A 21,752-nucleotide genomic window follows, 5' to 3' on the forward strand; every position below is an offset into this window, starting at 1 on the left:
AAAATTTAGCTTAATCTACTGTGCAAACTCTTTTTTAATCGACGAATACTTCAATTTAAGTCCCTGTTCAACCCAGTTGTTATCAGAGCTTGCTTGAAAGAGTTCTGGGCACTCTACAGTTGGATTTCCGTGTGGATATTCGCCCTTTCCTTGTAGGTAATTGACACATGTTCGAGCGTAGAGGTCAGCATATTCAGGGATATTTTTGACCATATGACTTAGGATGACACTTCTTTTCTCGCTATCAGCAAGGGCAAAGAGCTTTCCTGGAAGGGGGTCTAGTGTTTTGATGTTTTTTAGAAGGACTTGGCGTCTGTCGTAGTCTTCTCCTAGTTTTGAGATGACATTCCAGGCCTCATTGAATGTATCACCAGTCACTGGCCACTCAATAAGGTAGCGCACTAAAAAGAGGTCGTTTTGCTCTTGATCAAGAGAGTCCTTGGCCTTGAGTAGGGCGTGGGAGAGTGAGGCAATTTCTCTGTTATCGCCCTTCATTAATGGGGCAAGTACTTTTCTAATTTCACTCCAGCAATCATCGTTGATGAGTTCATCAACCTTCTTTGCGAGGGCCTCTTTTGAGCTATTGCCCTGTCTTAGATTTTCCATTGATGAGATGAAGGTCCTTTGAACAATCTCTTTGTCGCAATAGAATTTAGAAACAGTAGTTTTAGTTAAGGAATAGACAAATGGCGCCAAGTTTTCTGTGTCAGTGCTTTTTTCACCAGCTGAGAAGAGTAGGGCCATATTGTAAGAAAATTCAGGGGACTTTGATGATTTAGACCAAAATCTTTTGATTTCTTGCTGACAATTAAAGCTTTCAGTTGCGCTACAGCGCTGGAAGAATTTGAGGCCATAGGCCTCACGTCTTTGTTGGTAAAAAGCATCATTTTTGAGCGAAGGCCATTCTGACATAGTTTCTATTTTTTTGTAGAAGCTAAGTTCGAATCTTTCGTTTTTTGTGGCCCAGATAAGGTATTCATTGGCCATATCTGCCAAATATTGGCGCCATTCTTTGTTGCGCTCTGTCGGTCTAATATCGTGGGCATGATCAAGAAATTCTTTGAAATTCTTCTGTTCGGCCAAGATTTTAAGATCATCAAAGGTGTAGTTGGCCGAATTGGCCGTAAAGCTAAGAGCAACTGCACAATAAAATAGGAATTTTCTCATGGGCAAACCTCATTGATAAGCACAAGCAAGTCACGTGAACGAAAAGGTTTGTGAATAATGTAAACATTATTATCAGTGATACTCTCTTGAACGAGTTCTCTATTTCCAGTTGCGACAATTATGGGAATCGTTTGATTAAATTCGCGAATTTTTTCGATGAGCTCAAGTCCATTGGTGTCTTCGAGAAAAAAGTCTGAGAGCACAAGATCATAATGGACCTTGTTGAGATCCTCTAGGGCCGATTGGGCACACGATGTTGCCAAAACACTATGGCCTTCACGTTGCAAAACCATGGTCGTGAGTTCTCTGATTTGCTCATCGTCTTCTATGAATAAAAGTGACAGTTTTCTTTGCGTCAAATTGCTTGTCCTTACGCATTGTTTATTTGCGAATTTACACTCTTAAATTGTAGCTGTTCAATGCTTTTTTTTCAAAAGATTTCTGGCAGATTTCAATGATTTGAGGTAGAAAATTTGGGCCACAACTATTCACGAAAAAGGGTCATAGACATATGGTCGAAAATCACGATTTAAAGGGATCATCAATGAATACAGCTACGATAGAGCTAATTGAAAAAAATATTCCAGGCAACGATTGGAAAGTGATCTTTCCTGAAACTTATAAAGATACTTTTCTTGTGGCGGATGCGCTTGATGAAGATATCCTCAAAGAATTATCAATATATCTTAATAGCAAAAGTGCAAATTTTAGGATTCAACTCTTCCTAAAAGGGGTATCTGTACTTTGTGCTTATTACTTTGAACAAAAAATTATTCGTATTGCAAGTTCGCGCCTTGGTGCTGAAATGTTTCTTATTCAAGAAATGCAGGCCATGGCCTCTTTCGATCAAGTGGCCGAAGTTCTTCAAAGTGACAAATTTAAGCAATATAAGAAACATGCAGAGTGTATCGCTTCGCTAAATGCGAGAACTTTCCCATCAGTTCATGAGCTAACAACATTAAAATATGATTTAGTGGAGATCGTTGATAACGAGCAAATTACTCAAGTAGAAAATGAGTCAAAGGCCCTTGTAGACCGTCTTGTAAATGAACTTAATAATTACGCCCCAACACTTTTTGAAAGAGTTTCAGATTTTGGTCTCTCTTTAACAGCGCAATACGCGCTTTTAAGAATCCACCTTTTGAAGTTTCTTGCCATTCTTCCTTCACTTGATCACGACAAAGATGGAGTTGAAGTAAAGCGCATTCTTCTTGAATCTATTAGAAGATTGATCAAGGACTCAAAAAAAGCAAAACGTCTAAAGAAAAAAGGACAAAATAAGGCCCTACCTACAATTTATGTAATTGCTGCCTATGTTAAATATGTTCTTTTTCAAATTATGCCAGCATCACCCCTTGCAAAACTAATTCGCTTCAGTGTTCGCCTAATGGCCAAACGCTTTATCGCTGGGGAAACAATTGAGACGGCCGAGCATTCTATTAAAGAACTTGCGCTAACTGGTCGTGACGTAACTTTGGATCAACTAGGGGAGCTTGTTGTTTCTGAAAAAGAGGCCGACCACTACGCCAATGAGGTATTAAAACTTATTAAAGGCTTCTCTCTTCACGTGAAAAAGGGTGAAAAAAATGGTGCGGGTATCAATCGCGCTCACGTTTCAATTAAAGTAAGTGCTCTTTGTTCTGATTTTAAACCAGAGGCCTTTGATTATACTTACGATCTAGTAGCGCCAAGGCTAAAGAAAATTCTTCTTACTGCCATGGAAGAAGATGTTTTTATCAATATCGATGCTGAACACTATGACTACCGAGATATCGTATTTAAAATCTATCGCAAGGTTCTTCTTGAAACTGCTGAACTTAAAGAATACAAGGCCACAGGTATTGTTATTCAGGCATACTTAAGAGATGGAAGTGCTCACCTGGAAGAGGTTATTGAGCTTGCAAAAGAGCGTGGTATTTCAATGCCATGTCGTCTTGTTAAAGGCGCGTACTGGGATGCTGAAACAGTTGAGGCCGATGCGCACAATTTCAATGCTCCTGAATTCTTAAATAAAGAAGAAACAGACCTTCACTTTAGACAATTGATTTACCGCTTTTTCCAAGCATCACCACATATTCAATTATGTATTGCTTCTCACAATTTTGCCGATCACTGCTTTAGTGAAACCTTAAGAGAGAAGGTATTTCCAAGCGCTCTTCCTGTTGAGCACCAATGTCTTCATATGACTTATGAAGCACTTTCAATGGCCATGGCAAAAATTGGCTGGCCTGTAAGAAATTATGTTCCAATTGGATCACTTCTTGTTGGTATGGCCTACCTTGTTCGTCGTATCATGGAGAACTCGTCCCAAGTAGGTGTTCTTACAATTATGCGCTCTCACAAGAAAAATGTGTCTCTTGTAAGCGCAAAAGATATTCTTGCTGCTAATAAAGCGAACGGTAAACTTGTTCTTGATCAATCAAGTACAGCGCTGTCTGCTGACTTTTTCAATGTTAGACCTGTTCGATCTTATTTAGATAATGAGAGAGTTTGGTTTGAAAAATCACTAGAGAATTTCAAATCAAAACTTGGTCATAAATATGACAATGGTTTTATCACTTCAGGTGAGAAAATAGATGTGCTTTGTTCTTCAGATCCTTCAATCGTAGTTGGTAGTATTCATTTTGCGACTAAAGAAGATGCTATTGGCGCAGTTGAAACAATTGATGCGAGCTTCAATTGTGGTCGTTGGGCCAAACTTCCTTGGATCAATAGAGCGGCAACTTTAATCAAGTCTGCTGAGCTTATGCATTCGAGAAGAAATGATCTTGCGGCACTTATCGTTTATGAAGCAGGAAAAACTCCTGACGAGGCCCTTGCTGATGTTGATGAAGCTATCGACTTTTTAAATTTCTATGCTCGTGAAGAAGGTCGTTATAATCGCCACTCAAAAGAAAATATTGCACGTGGAGCAACGGCCGTAATCGCTCCTTGGAACTTTCCTCTTGCAATCCCTTGTGGAATGACTGTGGCCGCGCTTGTGGCCGGTAACACTGTTATTCTTAAATCTGCAGAGCAGACTCCTCTTATTGCTCAAGAATTAGTTGGTATTCTTCATGAGGCCGGAGTTCCAAAAGATGTGCTTATCCATCTTCCTGGTCTTGGTGAAGTTGTGGGTCAAGAACTTATTTCTCACGATAGAATCGCTCAAATCGTTTTCACAGGTTCTAAAAATGTTGGTCTTCATATTGAAAGAACAGCAAGTAAAAGATTTTACGAAAATAAATTATATAATCTTCAGTATCCAGTTTCAGTCATTACAGAAATGGGCGGGAAAAACGCTGTTATCGTTACTGCAAATGCTGAACTTGATGAAACTGTTTCAGGAATTCTATATTCCGCTTTTGGTCATGCTGGTCAAAAATGTTCAGCGGCCTCAAGAGTTATTGCAGATAATGCTGTTAAAGATAGACTCGTTGAGCGTCTTAAAGAAGCGGCCATGGATATTGCTGTAGGAGAGGCCTTTGACTTCTCGACACATATCAATCCTCTTATCACTAAAGAAGATAAAGAACGTGTAATCTCTCAAGTAAAAGAGGCGCGCGCTGAAGTTGAAAAGTTTGGTGGTAAAGTTGTTGTTGATCGTACTTGTGATGACCTTCCAGGTTATTGTGTCGGTCCAGCTATTTTTGAAGTTCCATTCTCAAGAGCACTTAATAAAGAGAGCTTCTCTCAAAGAGAATTGTTCGCGCCAGTTGTTCACGTTATTGGAGTTGATGGTCTAGATCAGGCCTTACAAGTTTATAACTCAACTGACTATGCCCTTACGGGTGGTATTTTCAGTCAATCACAAGATGATATCGATTATCTAAGTGAGAGAATGGAAAATGGGAATATCTATATCAATAGATCAATCACTGGTGCTCGTGTTGCCATCGAACCATTCGGTGGTTTTAAAATGTCTGGTACTGGGCCTAAGGCCGGTGGACGTGGCTACATTCCTAGCTTTCACGTGACTCGTGCCTTCGAAGGTCTTTCTGAAATAATTGCTGAGACAACGGGGAGTGATTATTCTTTTGATCTTGCAAGAAAGAGTAAGCTTTCTGTAGAGAATAGACTTGCACGTATCGTGAGTTCTCTAAATGAAATTGAAAATAATTTTGAATCACTATTCCAAGGTATTTACGGTGAGCAAAAGAAAGTCTTCAAGAAGATGAATAAGTGGATTACAAACCACGCTTCTGATTTCATTCGTAAGCCTCATCATAATAGAAAAATTCCAGGACAACTTTCGTTCAATGATTTTACACAAACGAGAGGACAGGCCGTTGTTATCTCATACAATGCTAGACCAGAATTTGGGACCATTGCTGATGTTATCATGGCCCTGACTTTAGGTGTTGGAGTAACTGTTCTATGTCGTAACGAGATGGCCTACAATTGGTGGATGCAGTTCAACGATATTTTTATTTCTAATGGTCTTTCAAAAAACAACTTTGATGTCTTTCTTGCTAGTGAAAAGAATACTTTTGAAGCCGTTAAAGATGAGCATGTAGAAGTCGTTATTCTTGATGCAAATCTTGAAAAGACGAAGTGGTTTATGAGTGGAGATATTTTCACTGATAAAGATAATACTCGTCATATGAAAAAGTTCCATACTGTATTCGATTCGCCAGAGGCCCTAGACTTTAAACGTCTTGCTTCTCGCTATGTTCTAGTGCGCTCATTCGCAGTAAACGTTATGAGACATGGAGCTCCATTAGAGCTTGATATTTAGGAGAATAGATGAAGACTGTAGCAGTACTTGGATGTGGAAATATGGCCCAGGCCCTTGTAAAAGGTTGGGCGTCAGAATCTCTTCTAAAGCATTACTGCTATACTCCTTCAAGAACAAGGGCCGAAATCTTAGCTCGTGAGGTTAGGGGAGAGGTCCTTGAAAATCTTGATTCCATAAATCATTTCGATGTCTATGTTATAGCTTGTAAACCTCAACAAATTTCTGAATTAGCACAAGAGCTTAGAGGGAAAATTTCTAAAGGGGCCTTAGTTATCAGTTTACTTGCAGGAGTTACTACTGAAAGACTTTCTGAACTTTTAGAGCACAAATTCATTCTTAGAGTAATGCCAAATACGCCATCAATGATCGGTAAGGGTGTGAGTGCACTTTACTATACTCAAAATGTGGACACGGACACAAAAAACTTTTGGCAAGAGCGCTTTTCTCAAACGGGTCTTAGTGTTGTTTTTGACAATGAAGAAAAAATTGATGTTATTTCACCTTTTTCAGGATCTGGACCCGCTTATATTTTTGAATTTGCCAGAATTTTTATTGAGAAGATGTCAGACATGGGAATAGATAAGGAAACGGCCCATAAAATGATCGTTCAGACTTTCGTGGGTGCAAGTGAGCTTATGGCACACTCTAATGAATCTCCAGAAACTCTTCGCAATAATGTAACTTCTAAAAAAGGTATGACTTATGAGGCCTTAGAAGTTTTCAAGAATTCCAATCTCACTAATATTTTCAGTACGGCCATTGATAGCGCTTATCAGCGTGGTAAAGAATTGTCCAAAAACTAAAGCTGAATTATAATGGGGGAGTAACTTTTAAAAAGGAAACACCCTTGAGTAAATTAGTCAAAACAATGTTAGATACATTGCCTGAAAGCTTTCGTGATACAGCTCTCATTCGTTTATTTGGTTTAACAAAAGTACCTCTTATTTTTTTCATGCGCCCTAAAGTTATTGAGTTAAATGATAAGAGATGTGCTGTAAAAGTTCCTTTAAATCGTCGTACTAAAAATCACCTCAATTCAATGTACTTCGGCGTCCTTTGTGCTGGAGCTGATTGTGCTGGTGGATTATCGGCCATGAAACAAATTATGAATTCAGGAAAAAAAGTTTCTCTCGCTTTCAAAGAATTCAATGCAAAGTTTTTAAAAAGAGCAGAAGGTGATACTGTTTTTGTTTGTGAACAAGGTGAAGAGATTAAAGCTTTTGTCGAAAAAGTATTGGCCTCTGAAGAACGTCATCACATGCCTGTATATATTAAGGCCTACTGTCCCGATATTTCAGAAACAGAAGTTGTTGCAGAATTTACTCTTGAACTTTCTTTGAAGAAAAAATAAGTCTTAAGCTGGGTTTTGGCTTGGAATGAAAATACATTCTAGGCCAAACTCTTTTTCAACTCTATCCATGAGGGCCTGAATCCCAAAAGATTCAGTTGCATTATGGCCACCAGCAAACATATGAACTTCGGCCTCTTTACTTTCATGCCAATCATGTTCGCTCATCTCTCCTGTTAGATAACTGTCTAGGCCCTCTTTCATGGCCAGGTACCATTCGCTATTGGCCCCACCTGTGATAATGCCCATTGTTTTAATGGCCTTATTTTCTACATTTGAGTGGATGACGTTATGTGAGAGTATTTTTTCTAATTGGATTTTAAGGGAAGTTGCTTCTTGTGCTTCACTAAATTCCCCTTTAACTCCTGTTGGAGCACCTTTGTAGTCCCCAAAGGGTTGAAGGTTTGTGAGTCCCAGTTTCTTCGCAATAGATGCGGCGTTACCGATTTCAATATGGCCATCAAGAGGTAAGTGGTAGCCAAAAAGATTAATATTGGCCCTTACAAGGGGAAGAACTCTTTTAGCAAATGGGCCCACAAGTGCTCTTGTCCCATGAAATTTCCAAAATAGTCCATGATGTACAACAAGTGTATCTGCGTTTAATTCGATGGCCTTTTGAATAGAGTCTTTAGTGGCCGATACGGCAAAGGCCACTTTTTTTAAAGATTCACTTCCCTCGATTTGTAGACCATTTGGGCCGTAATCATCATAGATTTTAATCGCGAGGAGATTATTTAAAAATTTTTCTAATTCACTTCTTGAAACGGCCATCTTCTGCCCTTAGTTTAATGGGTCCTCATCAAAGGATTGCCCACTGTCGCGTAAAAGTCCATCTTTAATTTTTTCAACTGTCTTTTTCAGCTCTTCATTAAAAGGAGCAAGTTTTACGGCCTTTTCAAATTCTAAGATGGCCTCTTCTGTGCTTTTAAGCATCATATAGGCCCTTCCTGCGTTGATATAAGGGTATTCTCTATTTTGATATTTCACGGCCTTCTTAGCTAGTGAAAACCATTTTAAACTTTCTTTAATATGGCCTTCATTCAAAAGAAGGGATCCTAGATCATTGTAGGGTGGCCCATAATCTGGATCTTTTTTAATCGCCTTTAGACAATAAGATTTTGAAAGTTCATTTTTGCCTTGTAGACTATAAACCCAAGCGATAAGAGTCAGAATCTCACCATTTTCTTCAAGTTCACTGGCCTTAAAAAATTTTTCTAGGGCCTTTTCATAATCTTTTTTATAAACACCCTCATGCGCTTCTTTGACAAGAGTTTCATATTTATCCGTTCTCTTCTCATCAATTCCAAGCACCCCACGACCAGAGGTTACTGTACTAATGACGTCTTGAAATTCTAAGAAATAGAAGGGAACGTCGATGACTTCATCTTCTTCATCATCATATTCTTCTGCTTCGATAATGTACTCTTCTTCTTCAGGCTCCGAGTGAACTAGAGTCAAATGGCCCATGGTGAAAGGAGTAAATTCTTCCTTCGCCATTTCATTAACTTCAAACTCAAAGTCTTCTTCACTGCCGTGAAACGGATCAATCTCGCTGATCTTTGCTAGAGCAGGACGAGGAAGTTGAACATCTATTTGTGCTTTTTCTTTGCAGATTAAATGAAACTCATGGGCATAAGAATAAAGTGTATTGATATAACGAACAATTGTGCTCGTAGATGCTTTTTCATCTTTGTTTATTTTTGCAAGCGATTCAAAGAAGAATGAATTTGCTTTAATTAGAGTGCGTAGTTCTCTAGCATTTAGTTCACGGTGCGTGCGATCAGTGAACTCATCTTTTAAGACTTCCATTTCGACAATATCAGTAATATCGAAATAGAGTTTGTTCAAAAGTAGGCTGATCTCATTATCGTGATCAAGATTTTTTAATTCAAAGAGTGCGTGAAATAAGCGCTCAAGATATGAGTTTGCGCTGAAAAGTTCACTTAAAAGTACATTTTTTAGACTTTCTTTGTTCATCGTTTTTCCTTCCTTGGTCGATATTCTACGCTTGCCTCTACACTCGGGCCATACACGCCGCGGCCCTCAAGTTCTTTCCATAATTTTTCGTAGTATTTGAACTTATGGGCCTTTCTATGCCCTTTTGTATTAATTAAAAAAGGTGAAAGATCACCATATTTCTCAATGAGCTCTTGAAGAGGTTCGCTCGTTGCCGGACAGTAAGAAATACTATCAGCGTCTTTTGCTAGTTTTTTCAGCTCATATTGAACTTTTTTAAGAAGTCTGTCGTTTCTAAACTCACTACAGTTGATGGCCTCATCAAATCCTGCATCAACATAGGTATTCCAATCAAATTCCTTTACAACTTGCCATCTGTTTTTCTCACAAACAACATAAGGACCAATATTTTCACCAAGAATATCATCATTTTTTTGCAGGATATGATTCCAAAATCTCATCCCATTAAAATTTGCAACCATGTCAGCATATGAAAGAACACCCGTTGTCACCGCGCCCATAAATCCTGTTTCTGCTCGAAGTCCAACTTTAAGGGCCGAGAAAAGGGATTTCTTTTTCACATAATAATTTTGAAAATATTTGTGACCACTTCCAACAAAATGCTCAAATTTATCAACTCCAACGAGATTGTCAGATAGTCTGACCACTGATGCATTTGGGTTGCCGAAAATTCTTCCGTAAATGCCTGGAACAAAGGCATCATACCAAAGAAAGCGGCGATAAATTCCTTCGTTTAATGGAATTTTCACTCTTGGAACTTCTGCACTTCTGTAGAGTTCCTTGTTTAATTTTCCAAAATAATGGTTACGAAAATAATGACGAATAGATTTATAGAGAACTTTCTCATCACAGGCTTTTACTTTTTTATTGGCCCTTTCCACACCTAGAATAAAATATTTATTTGTGATTTCATTGACGATATCTGTCGCATCTATTGTGACGAGATTGCGCTTTGTGAAGTTATCAACTTCACTTGCCTTGGTACCAATTGTCAGCATCGTTAGAATGAATATTAATAGTTGAACTTTAGGCACAGCTTCCCCCGCGTTTCAAGACTTAGCATAGCTGAATTATTGGGGGAGAGTAAGATTGCCTGTAAAAAAGAAACCCTGCATTAGCAGGGTCTTTTATATGTGATTTTAATTATTTAACTTCTTCATATTCCAGTAAACGCCCTTTGCTTTGGACCTGACCGTAACGAGTAGAGATTCTATTGAAGATACTACCGTTTTTACCGCCAATTCCAGCACTGGCAAGATCACGATAGTTCAAAACGTCATTTCCATCTTTACTATCTTTTTTGCCGAAGAGCTTATCAAAAGGGTTCTCATTTCCAGAGGCCTTTTTCGCCGCACTACCACGACCACCGTTATAACCTAAACTACCTTTTGAATCCCCTGCATAACTTACCTTGGCGGCCTTACCAACAAAGGCGGATTTCCCTTTTTCTGCAGCAACTTTCGCTGGCGCAGGAGCTCCAATACCACCGGCCCCGCCTCCGCCACCACTGGCACCACCAGGATTCGCACCACCACTTTTAACAGTCGCTGCACCTGGAGCAGAGCTTTCAAATTGATTACTCTTATCTACACTGCCGGCAAGAGAGCCGACTTTAAAATCATTTTTAGCTTGATCAGAAATGGCAGTAGAGTCAGGATCATTCATGGCCAGTGAATCAGCATCAACACCACTGTTCACAACACCACCTGCACCAATACCACTAATACTTAACCCCGGATCTACATATGAACTTGTGCGACCAAAAGTCGGAGCAAGACAGCCCTCTCTGTTTGGTTCGGCCTCACAAATGGCCGCTGTTAATTCACCTGATGGAGGAGTCCAATCAACGGGCTCAAAAGCATCGACTTTCTTAATCGCACCATCGATATCAGAGGCCTGTTTATTAAGAAGAGCGGCCTTACCTGCTTCGGCCAAGGCATTCATTCCTAGGTCTGCCATTTTTTGTTTGGCAGCATCTAAACCTTTTTGACTATTTTGAAGAAGGTATTGCTCACTACTTGTGATAAATTCAGTACATTCTTTTTTAAGCTTTTCTTTTCCGTAGGCGATCTCAGTCCCTTTCACGGCTTTTCCGTTCATTGTAAAGATATTGCCTTCTTCATCTGATGAGGTACCCGCAATTGCTTGCTCTTCAAAAAGTTTTACACCTATGAATTCCTCACCTTCAAGAACTTTAGTTGCAGCTTCAGCAATGGTACTTGGAAGCTTTCCTAAGGCCTTACTTTGTCCAGATGCAATACAGTCATCCGTAAGATTATCGGCCGTTGGCATATCACTAATAAATTTTCCCATAGTGGCCGCAAAACCAGCATCAATGACACCACGTTGAATTGCCATATTAGATTGTGTCTCAAGGCCATCTTTTTGAATTTTTAATCCAAGAGTCATATCTTTGGTCCCATTTTTCATGAGCTCTTCTTGCGAGTCCATAGCATGGTCCATGGCCATAAATTGTTGGGCCGTATTTGTTGCCTGCTTACCATATACAGAAGCGACATAAGTATTAACAAGCCTTACACAAGCTGGATAATCTTGTGTTTCAAAACCTTTGCTTGTACAGCGAATGGCCCCATCCGGCGATGCCGTTGAATTCGATTCGGGTCTATCATCTAGATCAACATAATCGTTATAAGTAGTCGCAAGATAAAATTCACATTTTTGAACTTGGTAGTATGTTGTATAAACAGCAGAGATAATATTTTTCTTTAATGTTTCTAAATCTACAATTTCACCAGGTTCTAATTTTGCGTTAGGGTCTTGTGTTTTAGCTGCCTCGAGCCTTTCTTTCGCCTTTTTGGCCTTATCAAGCATTGTATTTCCACCATCATCAGCGGCCTCAAGAAGATTGTCTTTAAAGAGTCTCGCAACTTTTGCCTTATTCCATTTTTCTTCGGCCTTACGATCTTGTGGGTTTTTAACTAAACTTTTCCAGTCTCTTGTCGCAAGACTTTGACACTGATTGAAGCTTTCTCCACCAGGATATTTTACATTTTCATTTTGTGAGCGCGCATGACCTTGGTTTACCAGGGCCAGCGAGACAGTAAGTACAACAAGATTCTTTTTCATAAAATGGTCCATCAAAAAGTGTTAGCTTCTAATCACAATTATACGTCTGTTTTTCGGTTACTTTGGCCATTCTCTTGAGTTTTATAGTCGGTTTTATGCCTAAATGACTCGTTTGTTTAGTTAACTTATTGAAAAAATTAGAGAAAACGACCAAGTTTTTTAGAGATTCTGCGAGTAAATGGGGGTAAACTAGTGCCCATTAACAAAGGCAAAATGCCCAAAATGAAGGATAGAATCAATGCTTTCTAAACCCCATTTTTATGATTTAAAAATTGTTGAAAAACACCTCGATACTTTTGGTCATGTGAACAATGCAACTTATTTGGAATTATATGAAGAGGCCCGTTGGGATCTGATTGATTGTCACAACTATGGATTGAAACATATTCAAGAAAGCGGGCAAGGCCCTGTGATTTTGAGAATCGATATAACTTTTAAGGCCGAGTTAAAGAATCGTGAGTTGATTAAAATTGAAACTTACGTCAAAGAAGTGAAAAATGCTCTTGTGATGACGCTTGAGCAGAAGATGATTAAGGCCGATGGAACAATCGCCAGCACTGCAACTTTTGATGTTGGTCTTTTTGATTTACATAAAAGAAAACTGATCCCACCAACGAAAGATTGGCTTCATGCAATTGGTGTGGATGAGAATCTCATCCCAGCTAAGGCCTAGATGTATTGATGATGTAATTTCGATAAATTTCTTCGGCGTGCTCTTTTACAATATTTAAAAGGGCCACGTCGTCAGATAAGTTCTGCACAAAATCTAAGAAAAAATTTAATGTGAATTCTTTTTCAAATTCACTACTGGCAGCAATATGAGAAATATGCCATGGCTCTGGTGAAACTCCACCTAGATCACTTGCATAGGGATGAAAAAAAAGATTGAGATCTCGCATATCTTTTTCAAGCCATTTTCCAAGCTTTTCAAAAATTCCATCTTCTTGATATTCACTGGGAAGAAGTTCTACTTTATAGAGAGGATTTTCATTCAAAGCATTTTCATCAATAATATCAAAATCAGTGCCCCAGTGATGACGGCTTGCACCTGGGAAGGCCGACCAGCGTAAGATGGAAAATACAATTTCTTTTTCACTTAGATCGCTATAGTTCAGTGCATTTCCATTTTTATCGTAGAGGGTGGCCTCACCTTTTGCTTTTTTGTTCCAAATCATTTTTTGACGTTCAAAATCTCTAAAACCACTAATGATCTTTAATTCAAGGCCTTCTGTTTTTGCTAATTTTTGAAGTTCGTAAAAGTCATCAAGGGCCACTGCTAGGCCCTTAATATTTTCATTGTCTTTGTAGATATCGAGATGGTCTGACTCTTGTCCTGTGAGTCTTTTACTAAGTTCCATTATTGTTTGATCTCATCCGGGAATAGGCGCTTAAGACCTGTTTGCATATAACGATTAGAAATAACCTGCCAGATAGATACATCTTGACGTGTATGGATATCGTTTTGTCTGTAATCATAATTCTTTTGAGCAAACTCTTCAACGTTGGCCGACGAAACTGAAGAAGAGTCATCAAATGAAAAATTTAAATCTTCTGTATTTTCTTGTTTGTTTACTAGGCCTTGAGTCTTTGTATAAGTTGGTGAAGCACTTGCCACTTTTTCTTCAGCTTTTTCGATACTTTCAGCAATGGCCCCACCAATTGCCGCTCGTTGACCAGCGGCCAGATCACTTCCTGTTGAAAAGCTATTTCCTTTAGGAGCGAGCTTTCCATATTTATCAGCAAAATTTTTCAACACTTTGTCATTGATAACAATTGGAGATTTAGTATTTTTATGAGCATTAATTTTCTTAATGGCCTGATCGGAAAGCTTAGAAGCGATGGCCGCATTTTTTGCTAACTCGCCACTGTCTAGGTCGGCAATAGAAGTATTTCCCGAGTAAATGCTATTAAGGGCCTTTTGATAATCCATAGTATTCAAATTTGGAAGACCTGCTCCTGCAGTAATTGTCCCAACATTTGATTTCATACAAGCATTATTGCCTTTAGCATTACGATATTTCTTACATGAGCAATTTTCATCAAATTTACCATCGGCAAAAACACAACCTTTCGCTGTAAGTTTCGCCGTTGCGGCCTTGTCAGAAGTATTTTTGAAAAGATTATCATCTTTTGCCCAAAGCATCTGACAAGTTTCAGACTTTGAGTGCGATTCATTTTTTGAATTGTCTGTATTGTAACAATAACATCTTGTATTTTTCATATCATCATGACCAGTAGGACAAAAGCCAGCAAGAGTCGTCATAAGTTTTTGTTTGATCTTTTCAATTTCTTCAGCATTTTTCTTAGATTCTTTTTCTTGCTTACCTGCGGCCGATGCGAGAGTGAATGTATACGCTGTTGCTATACCGGCCATTGCTGCAACACCACCTGGATGAAGCATCATACTTTTAAGTGAGGCCATCGTCGCAGCTGCACCAGCGTCTGGTTTCGCTTTACCACTATCTTGACCTTGACTTTTTCCTTGTTGACCTTGTTGGCCTTGTTGGCCTTGTTGACCTTGATTAGAATCTGCACTTGATTGCGCTTCACCATTTTTACACACATAGTTTTTCGTTGCTAAGTCCCACGCCGCCATGGCCGTGGCAACTCCATATCCTGCAGTTAAAAGGTAGTAACCTTTCTTTCTCATACCCGCAATTTTAGCAACAGTTTCTTGTTCCTTTTTTAAGTATTCAAAGGACTTGATCTGAGTAGCATAGGGATCACTCTCAGTTTCTTCTTTGAATCCCTTTTTTAGATCTTCCATTTGGTCTTTTGCATATTTTTTGAAATAAAGCTCGGCCGCAATCCCTGCGACACCTGTTCCGGCAAGGACCATTGAAGACATACAATTTGAGGCCTTACCTGATGTTGAAACGAGATTAATGGCACCAAGCCCAGCAAAAGCACCGTGGATAAGACCTTTGCTCATTCCACCTTTTTCGGCCTTTTGGAGATCAAGTTTTTCTGTTTCTTTACTGGCCAGAGCTTCCATGCAGCTCTTTCTTTCTTGTTCAGATTCTTTTTTCTCACACTCTTGATAATCCACGCGCAAATTATAAGTATCTTGCTTAGGTTCACATCTCTTTTTTGAATCATTCCATTGGTAAAATTCTTTTTTAGAACACTCTTCTTGGGCCTTCGTGATTGAATCACTATTTCCTTCAAGTTGCTGGGCCATGACTGGGCCTTGAACCAACTGACATAGCGAGAGTGTTATGAGGATTTTTCGTGTGATCATTGTGCGTTCCTAAGCTGCGACTATTTCGTAAATTTCAATACTTAAACAATTATACAAGGCCTTTTCATTCTTTTAAAGAGGGCACTCTTGCCTAAAGGGGTCTAAGCACTATATAAAGTCTTGAAAATTAACGTATTTTTTCAAACAAAAGACATAACGGGGAACAAAATATGGAGATTATCAAACGCCTTATTTTAGGGGCATTATTTGTTTATCCTTCTGTGGCCATGGGCCTAAATCTTAAGAGCGGGGATATTGTCCTGCTTCCACTAAATTGCCGTTCGTGTGATGTTATCGCATCTGAAACAGAGGGGAGTTTTTCTCACTCAGGTATTTATCTTAAAAATAATAGAGGCGAGGAATTTGTTATTGAGGCCCTAGGAAAAGTTAGGGCAGTTGATTTTAAGAGTTTTATCAAGCGCGCACCTTCAATTTATGATGTCGGCTATGTCAGAGTTAAGGAGCTTGAAGACGTAAATAATGAAGTTCTCTTTAATACCATTGTAGAAAAATTTCAAAAGTATATGGGAAAAGGGTTTGATCATCATTATCTGTGGGATAACACTGATGCAAATGGTGATGAACTTTATTATTGTTCAGAATTTGTTGCAAAATTACTCAATGAACTTCTCATCAATAAATTTCAAACAGCACCAATGGATTTTACGACGAATTGGGATTATTGGTACCGAGCTTTTGATGGTGATGTTCCTCAGGGCAAACCTGGAAATTCTCCCAACGATTTATACCGAGATCAACTTGTCGTGAAGCTTCGTTAAAAGTGCAAAAGAAAGATCTATTTGAGAAGGCCTACAGTGAAAGTGGTGAAGTGTCCTTCTCAAAGTCCCTAATTCAATTTTTAAGCTCAGATGTATCAGGCCGCTTTTTGAGCGAGATTTCAAGCTTTAGTTGCCTAGAAATTGGTGTTGGACAAAAATCTCTTTTAGACTCACCAAAATTGGACTTTCTTAATAAGAAGGTATCAAGTTACTTGGGAGTTGATTTTTCAAGTGTGGCCATTGAGCGTTTAAGAAAACAATCTAATTTGTCTTTTCAAGTGGTCGATTTTTGCGAATTCAAAAGTGAGGATCGCTTCAATTTAATTATTGATGCTCACTGTATGCACACGATTGCGGACCATGATTTAAAAATTAAATTCTTGCAAAATGTATTTGATCATCTTGAACCAGAGGGATTCTTTTTTTTAGAATCAATGATTCTTCCTAATTTACCAACTGACCTTATAGAGTATCGTTATGAAGGTGATGGGAAGTATTACTACAAAGATGATAAAGATGATCGAGTCGTTCTAAGTCTCTTTAAGGCCCGAGAGCTCGAAGATATTTTGTTATCAATAGGTTTTCAAATTTTCTATCTATCGTGTCCGATTGGATTAAAGTTTGTGGCCGAGCCTTTTCGTGATTATCCCCTAGAAGGGGATCCTGATGTGATGAGAGTTATCCTAAGAAAAATGTAGAAGATGACGAGTTATTTGCTCGTCATCCTATTCGTCATCTCTTGGCGCACGCTCATTGATTCCTTTTGGAAGATCAACTTGAATGGCCTTTGCCTTTATTGTTGCGTAGAAGAAATTGATATTTCTTGCTTCAAGAATCTCACCTGTTTTAAGTTCAATTCTATCACCCTGGATTGCTTTCCAAGCGTTTCCAGAATGATTTCCAATGTTTTTCATTAAGTCGACAGGGATAAACTCCCCATCATATGTTTCTACGGCCATGGCCTCTGTTGATGGTGTAACCAGTTCAACAGCAACTTTTCTTAGAACTGTTTTTGCGTTTGCTTCTGCAACAATCATTGTCGATAAAACCGAAACTAGAAGTGTAAGTCCGATAAGTTTGATGGTTTTCATAAGCATCCTCCGTGCTTTCCATCTTCCATGATCTCTTTATCAGGACAATTCCTTTGCCCCTAGTTGAACTCTCTTAATACAAGGGCCATGCCAAAATTAACTTACTGAAATCACATGTTGGGCGTGGTGCATTATGTCCATTTGGTGCATTGTGACACTGAAATTTTGGCTTATTTGACCACGCTCAGGCAGCTTGGCCCCATTTTATCAATAATGGCGTCAATATCTTTTGTTGTTAGTTGGGCGAACTTATTGACCAAAAGCTCAAATGTGTTGCCTGTAAGATCAAAGCGATCAAGCCCTGGGTTGAGCTCGAGATGGGAGAGTATTCTTTGCCAAAAATGCTCTTCAATGGCCGCGATGGCCACCATTTTTTGGTCTTTTAATTTATAGATTTTATAACAAGGAAATTTTCCATTATGAAGAGCGTGAAAATTATCATCATTACTTGGTAATAATTTTTCCAAATATGATGAGATCGCTTCTTCAAGGCCACTTGTGACAAATTGTGTTTTTTGAGAATATTGATATTCAAGAAGAGCACAGAGACTATCACTGAAAATTTTTGCAGAAAATACAATCCCACCAATTGGAAGTGGGGGAAGAGCTAGCTCAGTTGAGAAGTTTAAAATTCCCACTTGGGCCAGAGCATTTAAATCATGAAGAAATTTATGCTCTTTCTCGCTTGCCACAAGTTCAATAACAACTTTTACACTGCCTTCTATTAGTGACAAGATAAGATCTTTTTCTTTTTTACTTACGGCCAAGAGAAGAATATCTGTGTGCTGTAAAATTCTTTTAAGCTCTTCATGATCATCGTGAAGATCAGAAATTGCTAATTCAACAATGTTTTTGCCTTGATTAATAGATTGATACCAATCTTTAAAAAGGGGATTTATATCGCTGACTTCTCCCTCTTTGAAAGCGTCGGGGCGATCAAGCCATTCTATGCGATTTACTTGAAAACCTTTTTCAACAAAAAGACTCCCGGCCAGTGGGCCAGGGAGTCTCGAAGTTATTTCAGTTACAGTTAAATCTTTGGCAAAAGTAAAATTCATTTTTAGTTACTGATTATTTTGTGCTTCATCTGCAGGCGTTAGTGACTTCATAAACTCTTCAAGACCTATTCCTGAAAGCTCACATTGTCCCATCGCACAGATTTCAAAACGGTTTTCAGCATTATCAATATAATCCAAGACAAAGCGAGACATGAAATAAGGAATGAAGTTGATGAAGTTCACTTCTTTTGCCCATTCTCGAGGAACTTTTATTACTCTATAGGCCTCTTTAGGATAAGTCAGAGCTCTTAATCCTTCTCCTGAACCAAGTGGATTTTTAAGAACTTCATGAGTCATCTCTTCAGAGATTGATAATAATTCATCTTCGATTTCTCTATCTCCAAATAAGATGGCCGCTCTTCTTGCAATGTGAATCATCGTTGCTGCCGCAGATTTAAATGATGAATCATAGAATGAGAAGTTTTGATTTGGGTATAGTTCGAAATCAGTTGTCGCCAGAGCTCTTGTTTTAAAATGTGTTCCAGATTTAAACTCTTTAGCGATAAAGTTCAACGTATCTTTAAAATTATCTTTGAAAATAGGATTTCCAGTGATCTCATAAACACGTAGCATGGCCTCACTAAAGAAGACATAATCCTCAAAGTAAGGAAGGGATGTTTCTTTAGTTGTTGTATGTCTAATCTTCATTCCTTGCCCATCTTTGGCAACAAGAAATTCTTTATAGACACCTTCAATGACATGGTTGAAAAGAGTACTTGCTCTATTTCTAATGGCCTCAATGCGACAGTATTGCATAATATCGACAAGGGCCGTAACCATCATGAAGTTCCAACTTGCGATTCCTTTATTATCAGTCGCTGGAGGAATTCTTTCTTTTCTATCATTCAAGATGGCCCCTCTAACTTTTCTTACAAGGTCCCATCCATCTTGTGTGTAAATTTCTTCTAAGTGAGCTCTTGATAGAGAGATTACATTTAGACCGTTTTCAAAATTTCCTTGTTCAGAAATTTGGAACCAGTTGAAAATTTTGTCTCTATTTTTAGCAAAAGTCTCACCTTCATCATCGTTATTGTTGAGAACGTCTTCAAATTCTTCCTTCGTGTAAGTGAAGTAAAGACCTTCTACTCCTTCACTGTCTGCATCTTGGGCCGCAAAGAAAATTTTATTTTCTCCAAGCATTTCATTTTCAAGATATTCAAGAGTATTGAAAATGGCATCGTAAACTAGTGGTGATCCGTAAATTAGACTTAATTTAGAAAGCATTTTTAGGAGACCGGCCTGATCGTAAAGCATTTTTTCAAAGTGAGGTACAAGCCATTTTTCATCTGTACTGTAGCGGTGAACTCCGCCACGTGCATGATCAAAAAGTCCACCAAGAAGCATGTTCTCAAGTGTTTTTACAATATGATCCCCGTGCTCTTTAGTAATCATGCCTTCAAGCATTTGTTCTAAGGCCCACTCATAGAAAGCAAATTGTGGAAACTTTGGAGGGTTGCCATGGCCACCATTTTCTTCATCTCTAAATTGTTTAACAGCTTCCAAAACGGCCATTGGTGAAGGGAAATGCCCTTGAAATTCTACTTTGTCTTTTGGTGTAAGTCCCCCAGCGATTGTTTCTGTGACTTTTGTTGCGTTTTCGATAATTTTATCGTGCTCTTCATTATAGGCCCTTGTTAGTTCCTTTAATAAATCCATGAAGCTCGTTTCGTTTTGACGAGCTGTTTTTGGAAAATAAGTTCCAACAAAAAATGGTCTCATATCGGGAAGCAAGAATGCCGACAATGGCCATCCACCACCATTTGTAAAAAGCTGACAAGCGGCCTGATAGTAATTATCAAGATCTGGTTGTTCTTCACGATCAACTTTAATACACACAAAATTTTCATTTAAAAATTTTGCCGTTTGTTCATCTTCAAAACTCTCATGGGCCATCACATGACACCAGTGGCACGATGAATATCCAATTGAAAGAAAGATTGGTCGGTTCATTTCCTTTGCAAAAAGTAGGGCCTCTGGGCCATAGCTCCACCAGTGAACAGGATTATTTTGATGCTGTAAAAGATAGGCCGATTTCTCGTCTTTTAAGCGATTAAATGTGGTTACATCAGTCATTTATTCTCCAATGATGAAATTTCTTCAAAAAAATTTTGCTCCCATTTTCCACATTTTAAAAGGCCCACCTCGTTAAAGGCAATCTTAACCGTTTGTTATTTTTATTATTGTTAATAAAAACTGAGCAGAAAGGTCGATAATATAAATTTTGCCACTGTGTGTTGTAAAAATGTCGTGGCCCTTTACAATTATGTCTGGGAGAGGTTAGAAGGCCTTCGATGAAGTTTTTACAGGTACAACTCAATTTATTGACCACACAAGTGGCCTCACGTCTTCCATGGCAGAATTATCGTCTGCTTCTTGGTCACGTCTTTATTGGTGCGTTTTTTAGTTACACACTTTTAAACCTAAACGACTACGCAAATATTGGTGGACTCACTTATGAGTTTGGAGCACCAGTCGTAAAAGAATTCAGCAAAGAATATATAGACGATACTTTTTCTTCATATGAATTTGATTCTGAAATAAGACCGTTTTCAAAAATTGATCTTTCTCGAATAAATGAAGTTCCAAAGGCCGAGCTAAGATCGATGATTTTAAGATCAATGCCTGCAAAACTAAGAAGGGCCTCTATCCCTTTCATTGATGATGCCCTTAAGGCCGCGAGTAAGTATCAAATAGATCCTTTTTGGCTTTTGGCAATCATGTGGACTGAGAGCCACTTTAATCCAAACGCTGAAAGTCATGTCTACGCTCAAGGTCTTATGCAAGTAATGCCTTCTACTGCAAAGTACATTGCAGGAAAACTTACTCACGATTTTCCAAAAAAGAACGTTAAAAAATATATTCGTACTCCAAAAAGAAATATCGAATATGGTGCTTTCTACTTAAATTATCTTCACAATAAATTTAGTGGAAACTCGATGCATGCCACTGTTGCCTATAATATGGGACCAGCTTTTGTACGAATCTCTCTCAAAAATGGCAGGCCAGTGGGTAAGAAAAATCTTTATCTCACAAAAGTGAGAAAGAATTATAAAAGATTAACTTCAATATACCGCAGTGAAGTACAAAATATGCCAAGGCCCTACGAACTTACATATGTCGTGCAGGAGCCAATCCACGGTGTGAAATTCTTCGTGCCACAGGCCAAAGAAAAAACAGATAAAATTCTTAAAACCTCGCTCTACGCTTTCCTAAGTCCAGTTAGTGCGTCGCACATCATCAATTAAAAGCACGTAGCGTCTATTTTTTTCGTTTTTCCTCTGATACAT

18 protein-coding genes are annotated in these 21,752 nt (G+C 38.6%); 7 read left to right on the top strand and 11 right to left on the bottom strand.

The features are described 5' to 3' along the window. Positions 1-15: 15 nt before the first annotated feature. Together M899_RS09090 and M899_RS09095 are read right to left on the bottom strand one after the other, a co-directional pair. Positions 16-1,167 carry a hypothetical protein gene (locus M899_RS09090; protein ID WP_021271152.1) on the bottom strand — a complete coding sequence of 384 codons (1,152 nt, stop codon included), beginning with the start codon at positions 1,165-1,167 and terminating at the stop codon, positions 16-18. Further along, positions 1,164-1,526, bottom strand: a complete 363-nt coding sequence (locus tag M899_RS09095; RefSeq protein WP_021271162.1) for a response regulator — start codon at positions 1,524-1,526, stop codon at positions 1,164-1,166. Before M899_RS09095 ends, M899_RS09090 begins: the two co-directional genes overlap by 4 nt. 185 nt (positions 1,527-1,711) lie before the next feature. Between M899_RS09095 and M899_RS09100 the strand changes: the two genes are divergently transcribed. The 3 genes from M899_RS09100 (at position 1,712) to M899_RS09110 (ending at position 7,235) form a co-directional block, all read left to right on the top strand. Further along, positions 1,712-5,884, top strand: a complete 4,173-nt coding sequence (locus M899_RS09100) for a bifunctional proline dehydrogenase/L-glutamate gamma-semialdehyde dehydrogenase (protein WP_196801748.1) — start codon at positions 1,712-1,714, stop codon at positions 5,882-5,884. Positions 5,885-5,892: 8 nt separating this feature from the next. Next, a complete protein-coding gene (gene proC, locus M899_RS09105; protein WP_021271163.1) occupies positions 5,893-6,687 on the top strand; it encodes a pyrroline-5-carboxylate reductase in 795 nt (264 codons plus the stop codon). 65 nt (positions 6,688-6,752) lie between these two features. Continuing rightward, positions 6,753-7,235, top strand: a complete 483-nt coding sequence (locus M899_RS09110; RefSeq protein ID WP_034728675.1) for a PaaI family thioesterase — start codon at positions 6,753-6,755, stop codon at positions 7,233-7,235. A 3-nt stretch (positions 7,236-7,238) separates the two neighbouring features. Here M899_RS09110 and M899_RS09115 read toward each other — a convergent pair whose 3' ends face one another. The 4 genes from M899_RS09115 to M899_RS09130 form a co-directional block, all read right to left on the bottom strand. Further along, complete coding sequence (locus M899_RS09115; protein WP_021271155.1) at positions 7,239-8,003, bottom strand: Nif3-like dinuclear metal center hexameric protein; 765 nt, start codon at positions 8,001-8,003, stop codon at positions 7,239-7,241. A gap of 9 nt (positions 8,004-8,012) precedes the next feature. Continuing rightward, on the bottom strand, positions 8,013-9,209 hold the full coding sequence (locus M899_RS17710) for a tetratricopeptide repeat protein (RefSeq protein WP_021271154.1): 1,197 nt from the start codon (positions 9,207-9,209) through the stop codon (positions 8,013-8,015). After that, the gene (locus tag M899_RS09125; protein ID WP_034728677.1) at positions 9,206-10,243 is read right to left on the bottom strand and encodes a hypothetical protein; all 1,038 of its coding nucleotides are present in this window, start codon (positions 10,241-10,243) and stop codon (positions 9,206-9,208) included. The genes M899_RS17710 and M899_RS09125 overlap by 4 nt, the downstream gene beginning before the upstream one ends. A 109-nt stretch (positions 10,244-10,352) precedes the next feature. Continuing rightward, entirely contained in the window at positions 10,353-12,296 is a 1,944-nt protein-coding gene (locus tag M899_RS09130) for a hypothetical protein (RefSeq protein WP_021271149.1), read from the bottom strand. Between the two features lie 238 nt (positions 12,297-12,534). On the opposite strand from M899_RS09130, the gene M899_RS09135 reads away from it, so the two are divergent. Next, complete coding sequence (locus M899_RS09135) at positions 12,535-12,969, top strand: acyl-CoA thioesterase (protein WP_021271144.1); 435 nt, start codon at positions 12,535-12,537, stop codon at positions 12,967-12,969. On the opposite strand, the gene M899_RS09140 is transcribed toward M899_RS09135, so the two are convergent. Both M899_RS09140 and M899_RS09145 read right to left on the bottom strand, forming a co-directional pair. Further along, positions 12,959-13,654, bottom strand: a complete 696-nt coding sequence (locus tag M899_RS09140) for a M15 family metallopeptidase (RefSeq protein WP_021271166.1) — start codon at positions 13,652-13,654, stop codon at positions 12,959-12,961. The two genes, M899_RS09135 and M899_RS09140, sit on opposite strands and share 11 nt — an antisense overlap. Beyond that, a complete protein-coding gene (locus tag M899_RS09145) occupies positions 13,654-15,537 on the bottom strand; it encodes a hypothetical protein (protein ID WP_021271145.1) in 1,884 nt (627 codons plus the stop codon). The genes M899_RS09140 and M899_RS09145 overlap by 1 nt, the downstream gene beginning before the upstream one ends. 170 nt (positions 15,538-15,707) lie before the next feature. Between M899_RS09145 and M899_RS09150 the strand changes: the two genes are divergently transcribed. Continuing rightward, positions 15,708-16,316: a YiiX/YebB-like N1pC/P60 family cysteine hydrolase gene (locus M899_RS09150; RefSeq protein WP_021271168.1), complete on the top strand. Its 609-nt coding sequence runs from the start codon at positions 15,708-15,710 to the stop codon at positions 16,314-16,316. Positions 16,317-16,318: 2 nt separating this feature from the next. Further along, entirely contained in the window at positions 16,319-17,014 is a 696-nt protein-coding gene (locus M899_RS09155; RefSeq protein ID WP_021271151.1) for a class I SAM-dependent methyltransferase, read from the top strand. Positions 17,015-17,041: 27 nt separating this feature from the next. Here the strand turns inward: M899_RS09155 and M899_RS09160 are convergent, their stop codons facing one another. The 3 genes from M899_RS09160 to M899_RS17715 all read right to left on the bottom strand — a co-directional run bounded on the left by M899_RS09160 (position 17,042) and on the right by M899_RS17715 (position 20,538). After that, a complete protein-coding gene (locus M899_RS09160; protein WP_021271165.1) occupies positions 17,042-17,407 on the bottom strand; it encodes a hypothetical protein in 366 nt (121 codons plus the stop codon). Positions 17,408-17,577: 170 nt separating this feature from the next. Further along, complete coding sequence (locus tag M899_RS09165) at positions 17,578-18,465, bottom strand: CoA-transferase family III protein (RefSeq protein ID WP_021271153.1); 888 nt, start codon at positions 18,463-18,465, stop codon at positions 17,578-17,580. Positions 18,466-18,471: 6 nt separating this feature from the next. Then, positions 18,472-20,538, bottom strand: coding sequence for a thioredoxin domain-containing protein (locus tag M899_RS17715; RefSeq protein WP_021271161.1), 2,067 nt, complete (start codon positions 20,536-20,538; stop codon positions 18,472-18,474). Positions 20,539-20,756: 218 nt separating this feature from the next. On the opposite strand from M899_RS17715, the gene M899_RS17720 reads away from it, so the two are divergent. Further along, positions 20,757-21,710 (top strand): lytic transglycosylase domain-containing protein, encoded by a 954-nt coding sequence (locus M899_RS17720; protein ID WP_021271146.1) that lies wholly within the window; start codon positions 20,757-20,759, stop codon positions 21,708-21,710. Positions 21,711-21,752 lie beyond the last annotated feature (42 nt).

The sequence above is a fragment of the Bacteriovorax sp. BSW11_IV genome (assembly GCF_000447755.1).
In the GTDB taxonomy this organism is placed as follows: Bacteria; Bdellovibrionota; Bacteriovoracia; order Bacteriovoracales; family Bacteriovoracaceae; genus BSW11-IV.

What these genes read in the sequence shown, in the direction of transcription:
- M899_RS09165 (WP_021271153.1), bottom strand. Translation starts at nt 18,465, where the DNA reads ATGAATTTTACTTTTGCCAAAGATTTAACTGTAACTGAAATAACTTCG.
- M899_RS09130 (WP_021271149.1), bottom strand. Translation starts at nt 12,296, where the DNA reads ATGAAAAAGAATCTTGTTGTACTTACTGTCTCGCTGGCCCTGGTAAAC.
- M899_RS09145 (WP_021271145.1), bottom strand. Translation starts at nt 15,537, where the DNA reads ATGATCACACGAAAAATCCTCATAACACTCTCGCTATGTCAGTTGGTT.
- M899_RS09090 (WP_021271152.1), bottom strand. Translation starts at nt 1,167, where the DNA reads ATGAGAAAATTCCTATTTTATTGTGCAGTTGCTCTTAGCTTTACGGCC.
- M899_RS09100 (WP_196801748.1), top strand. Translation starts at nt 1,712, where the DNA reads ATGAATACAGCTACGATAGAGCTAATTGAAAAAAATATTCCAGGCAAC.
- M899_RS09160 (WP_021271165.1), bottom strand. Translation starts at nt 17,407, where the DNA reads ATGAAAACCATCAAACTTATCGGACTTACACTTCTAGTTTCGGTTTTA.
- proC (WP_021271163.1), top strand. Translation starts at nt 5,893, where the DNA reads ATGAAGACTGTAGCAGTACTTGGATGTGGAAATATGGCCCAGGCCCTT.
- M899_RS09135 (WP_021271144.1), top strand. Translation starts at nt 12,535, where the DNA reads ATGCTTTCTAAACCCCATTTTTATGATTTAAAAATTGTTGAAAAACAC.
- M899_RS17710 (WP_021271154.1), bottom strand. Translation starts at nt 9,209, where the DNA reads ATGAACAAAGAAAGTCTAAAAAATGTACTTTTAAGTGAACTTTTCAGC.
- M899_RS09110 (WP_034728675.1), top strand. Translation starts at nt 6,753, where the DNA reads ATGTTAGATACATTGCCTGAAAGCTTTCGTGATACAGCTCTCATTCGT.
- M899_RS09115 (WP_021271155.1), bottom strand. Translation starts at nt 8,003, where the DNA reads ATGGCCGTTTCAAGAAGTGAATTAGAAAAATTTTTAAATAATCTCCTC.
- M899_RS09140 (WP_021271166.1), bottom strand. Translation starts at nt 13,654, where the DNA reads ATGGAACTTAGTAAAAGACTCACAGGACAAGAGTCAGACCATCTCGAT.
- M899_RS17715 (WP_021271161.1), bottom strand. Translation starts at nt 20,538, where the DNA reads ATGACTGATGTAACCACATTTAATCGCTTAAAAGACGAGAAATCGGCC.
- M899_RS17720 (WP_021271146.1), top strand. Translation starts at nt 20,757, where the DNA reads ATGAAGTTTTTACAGGTACAACTCAATTTATTGACCACACAAGTGGCC.
- M899_RS09150 (WP_021271168.1), top strand. Translation starts at nt 15,708, where the DNA reads ATGGAGATTATCAAACGCCTTATTTTAGGGGCATTATTTGTTTATCCT.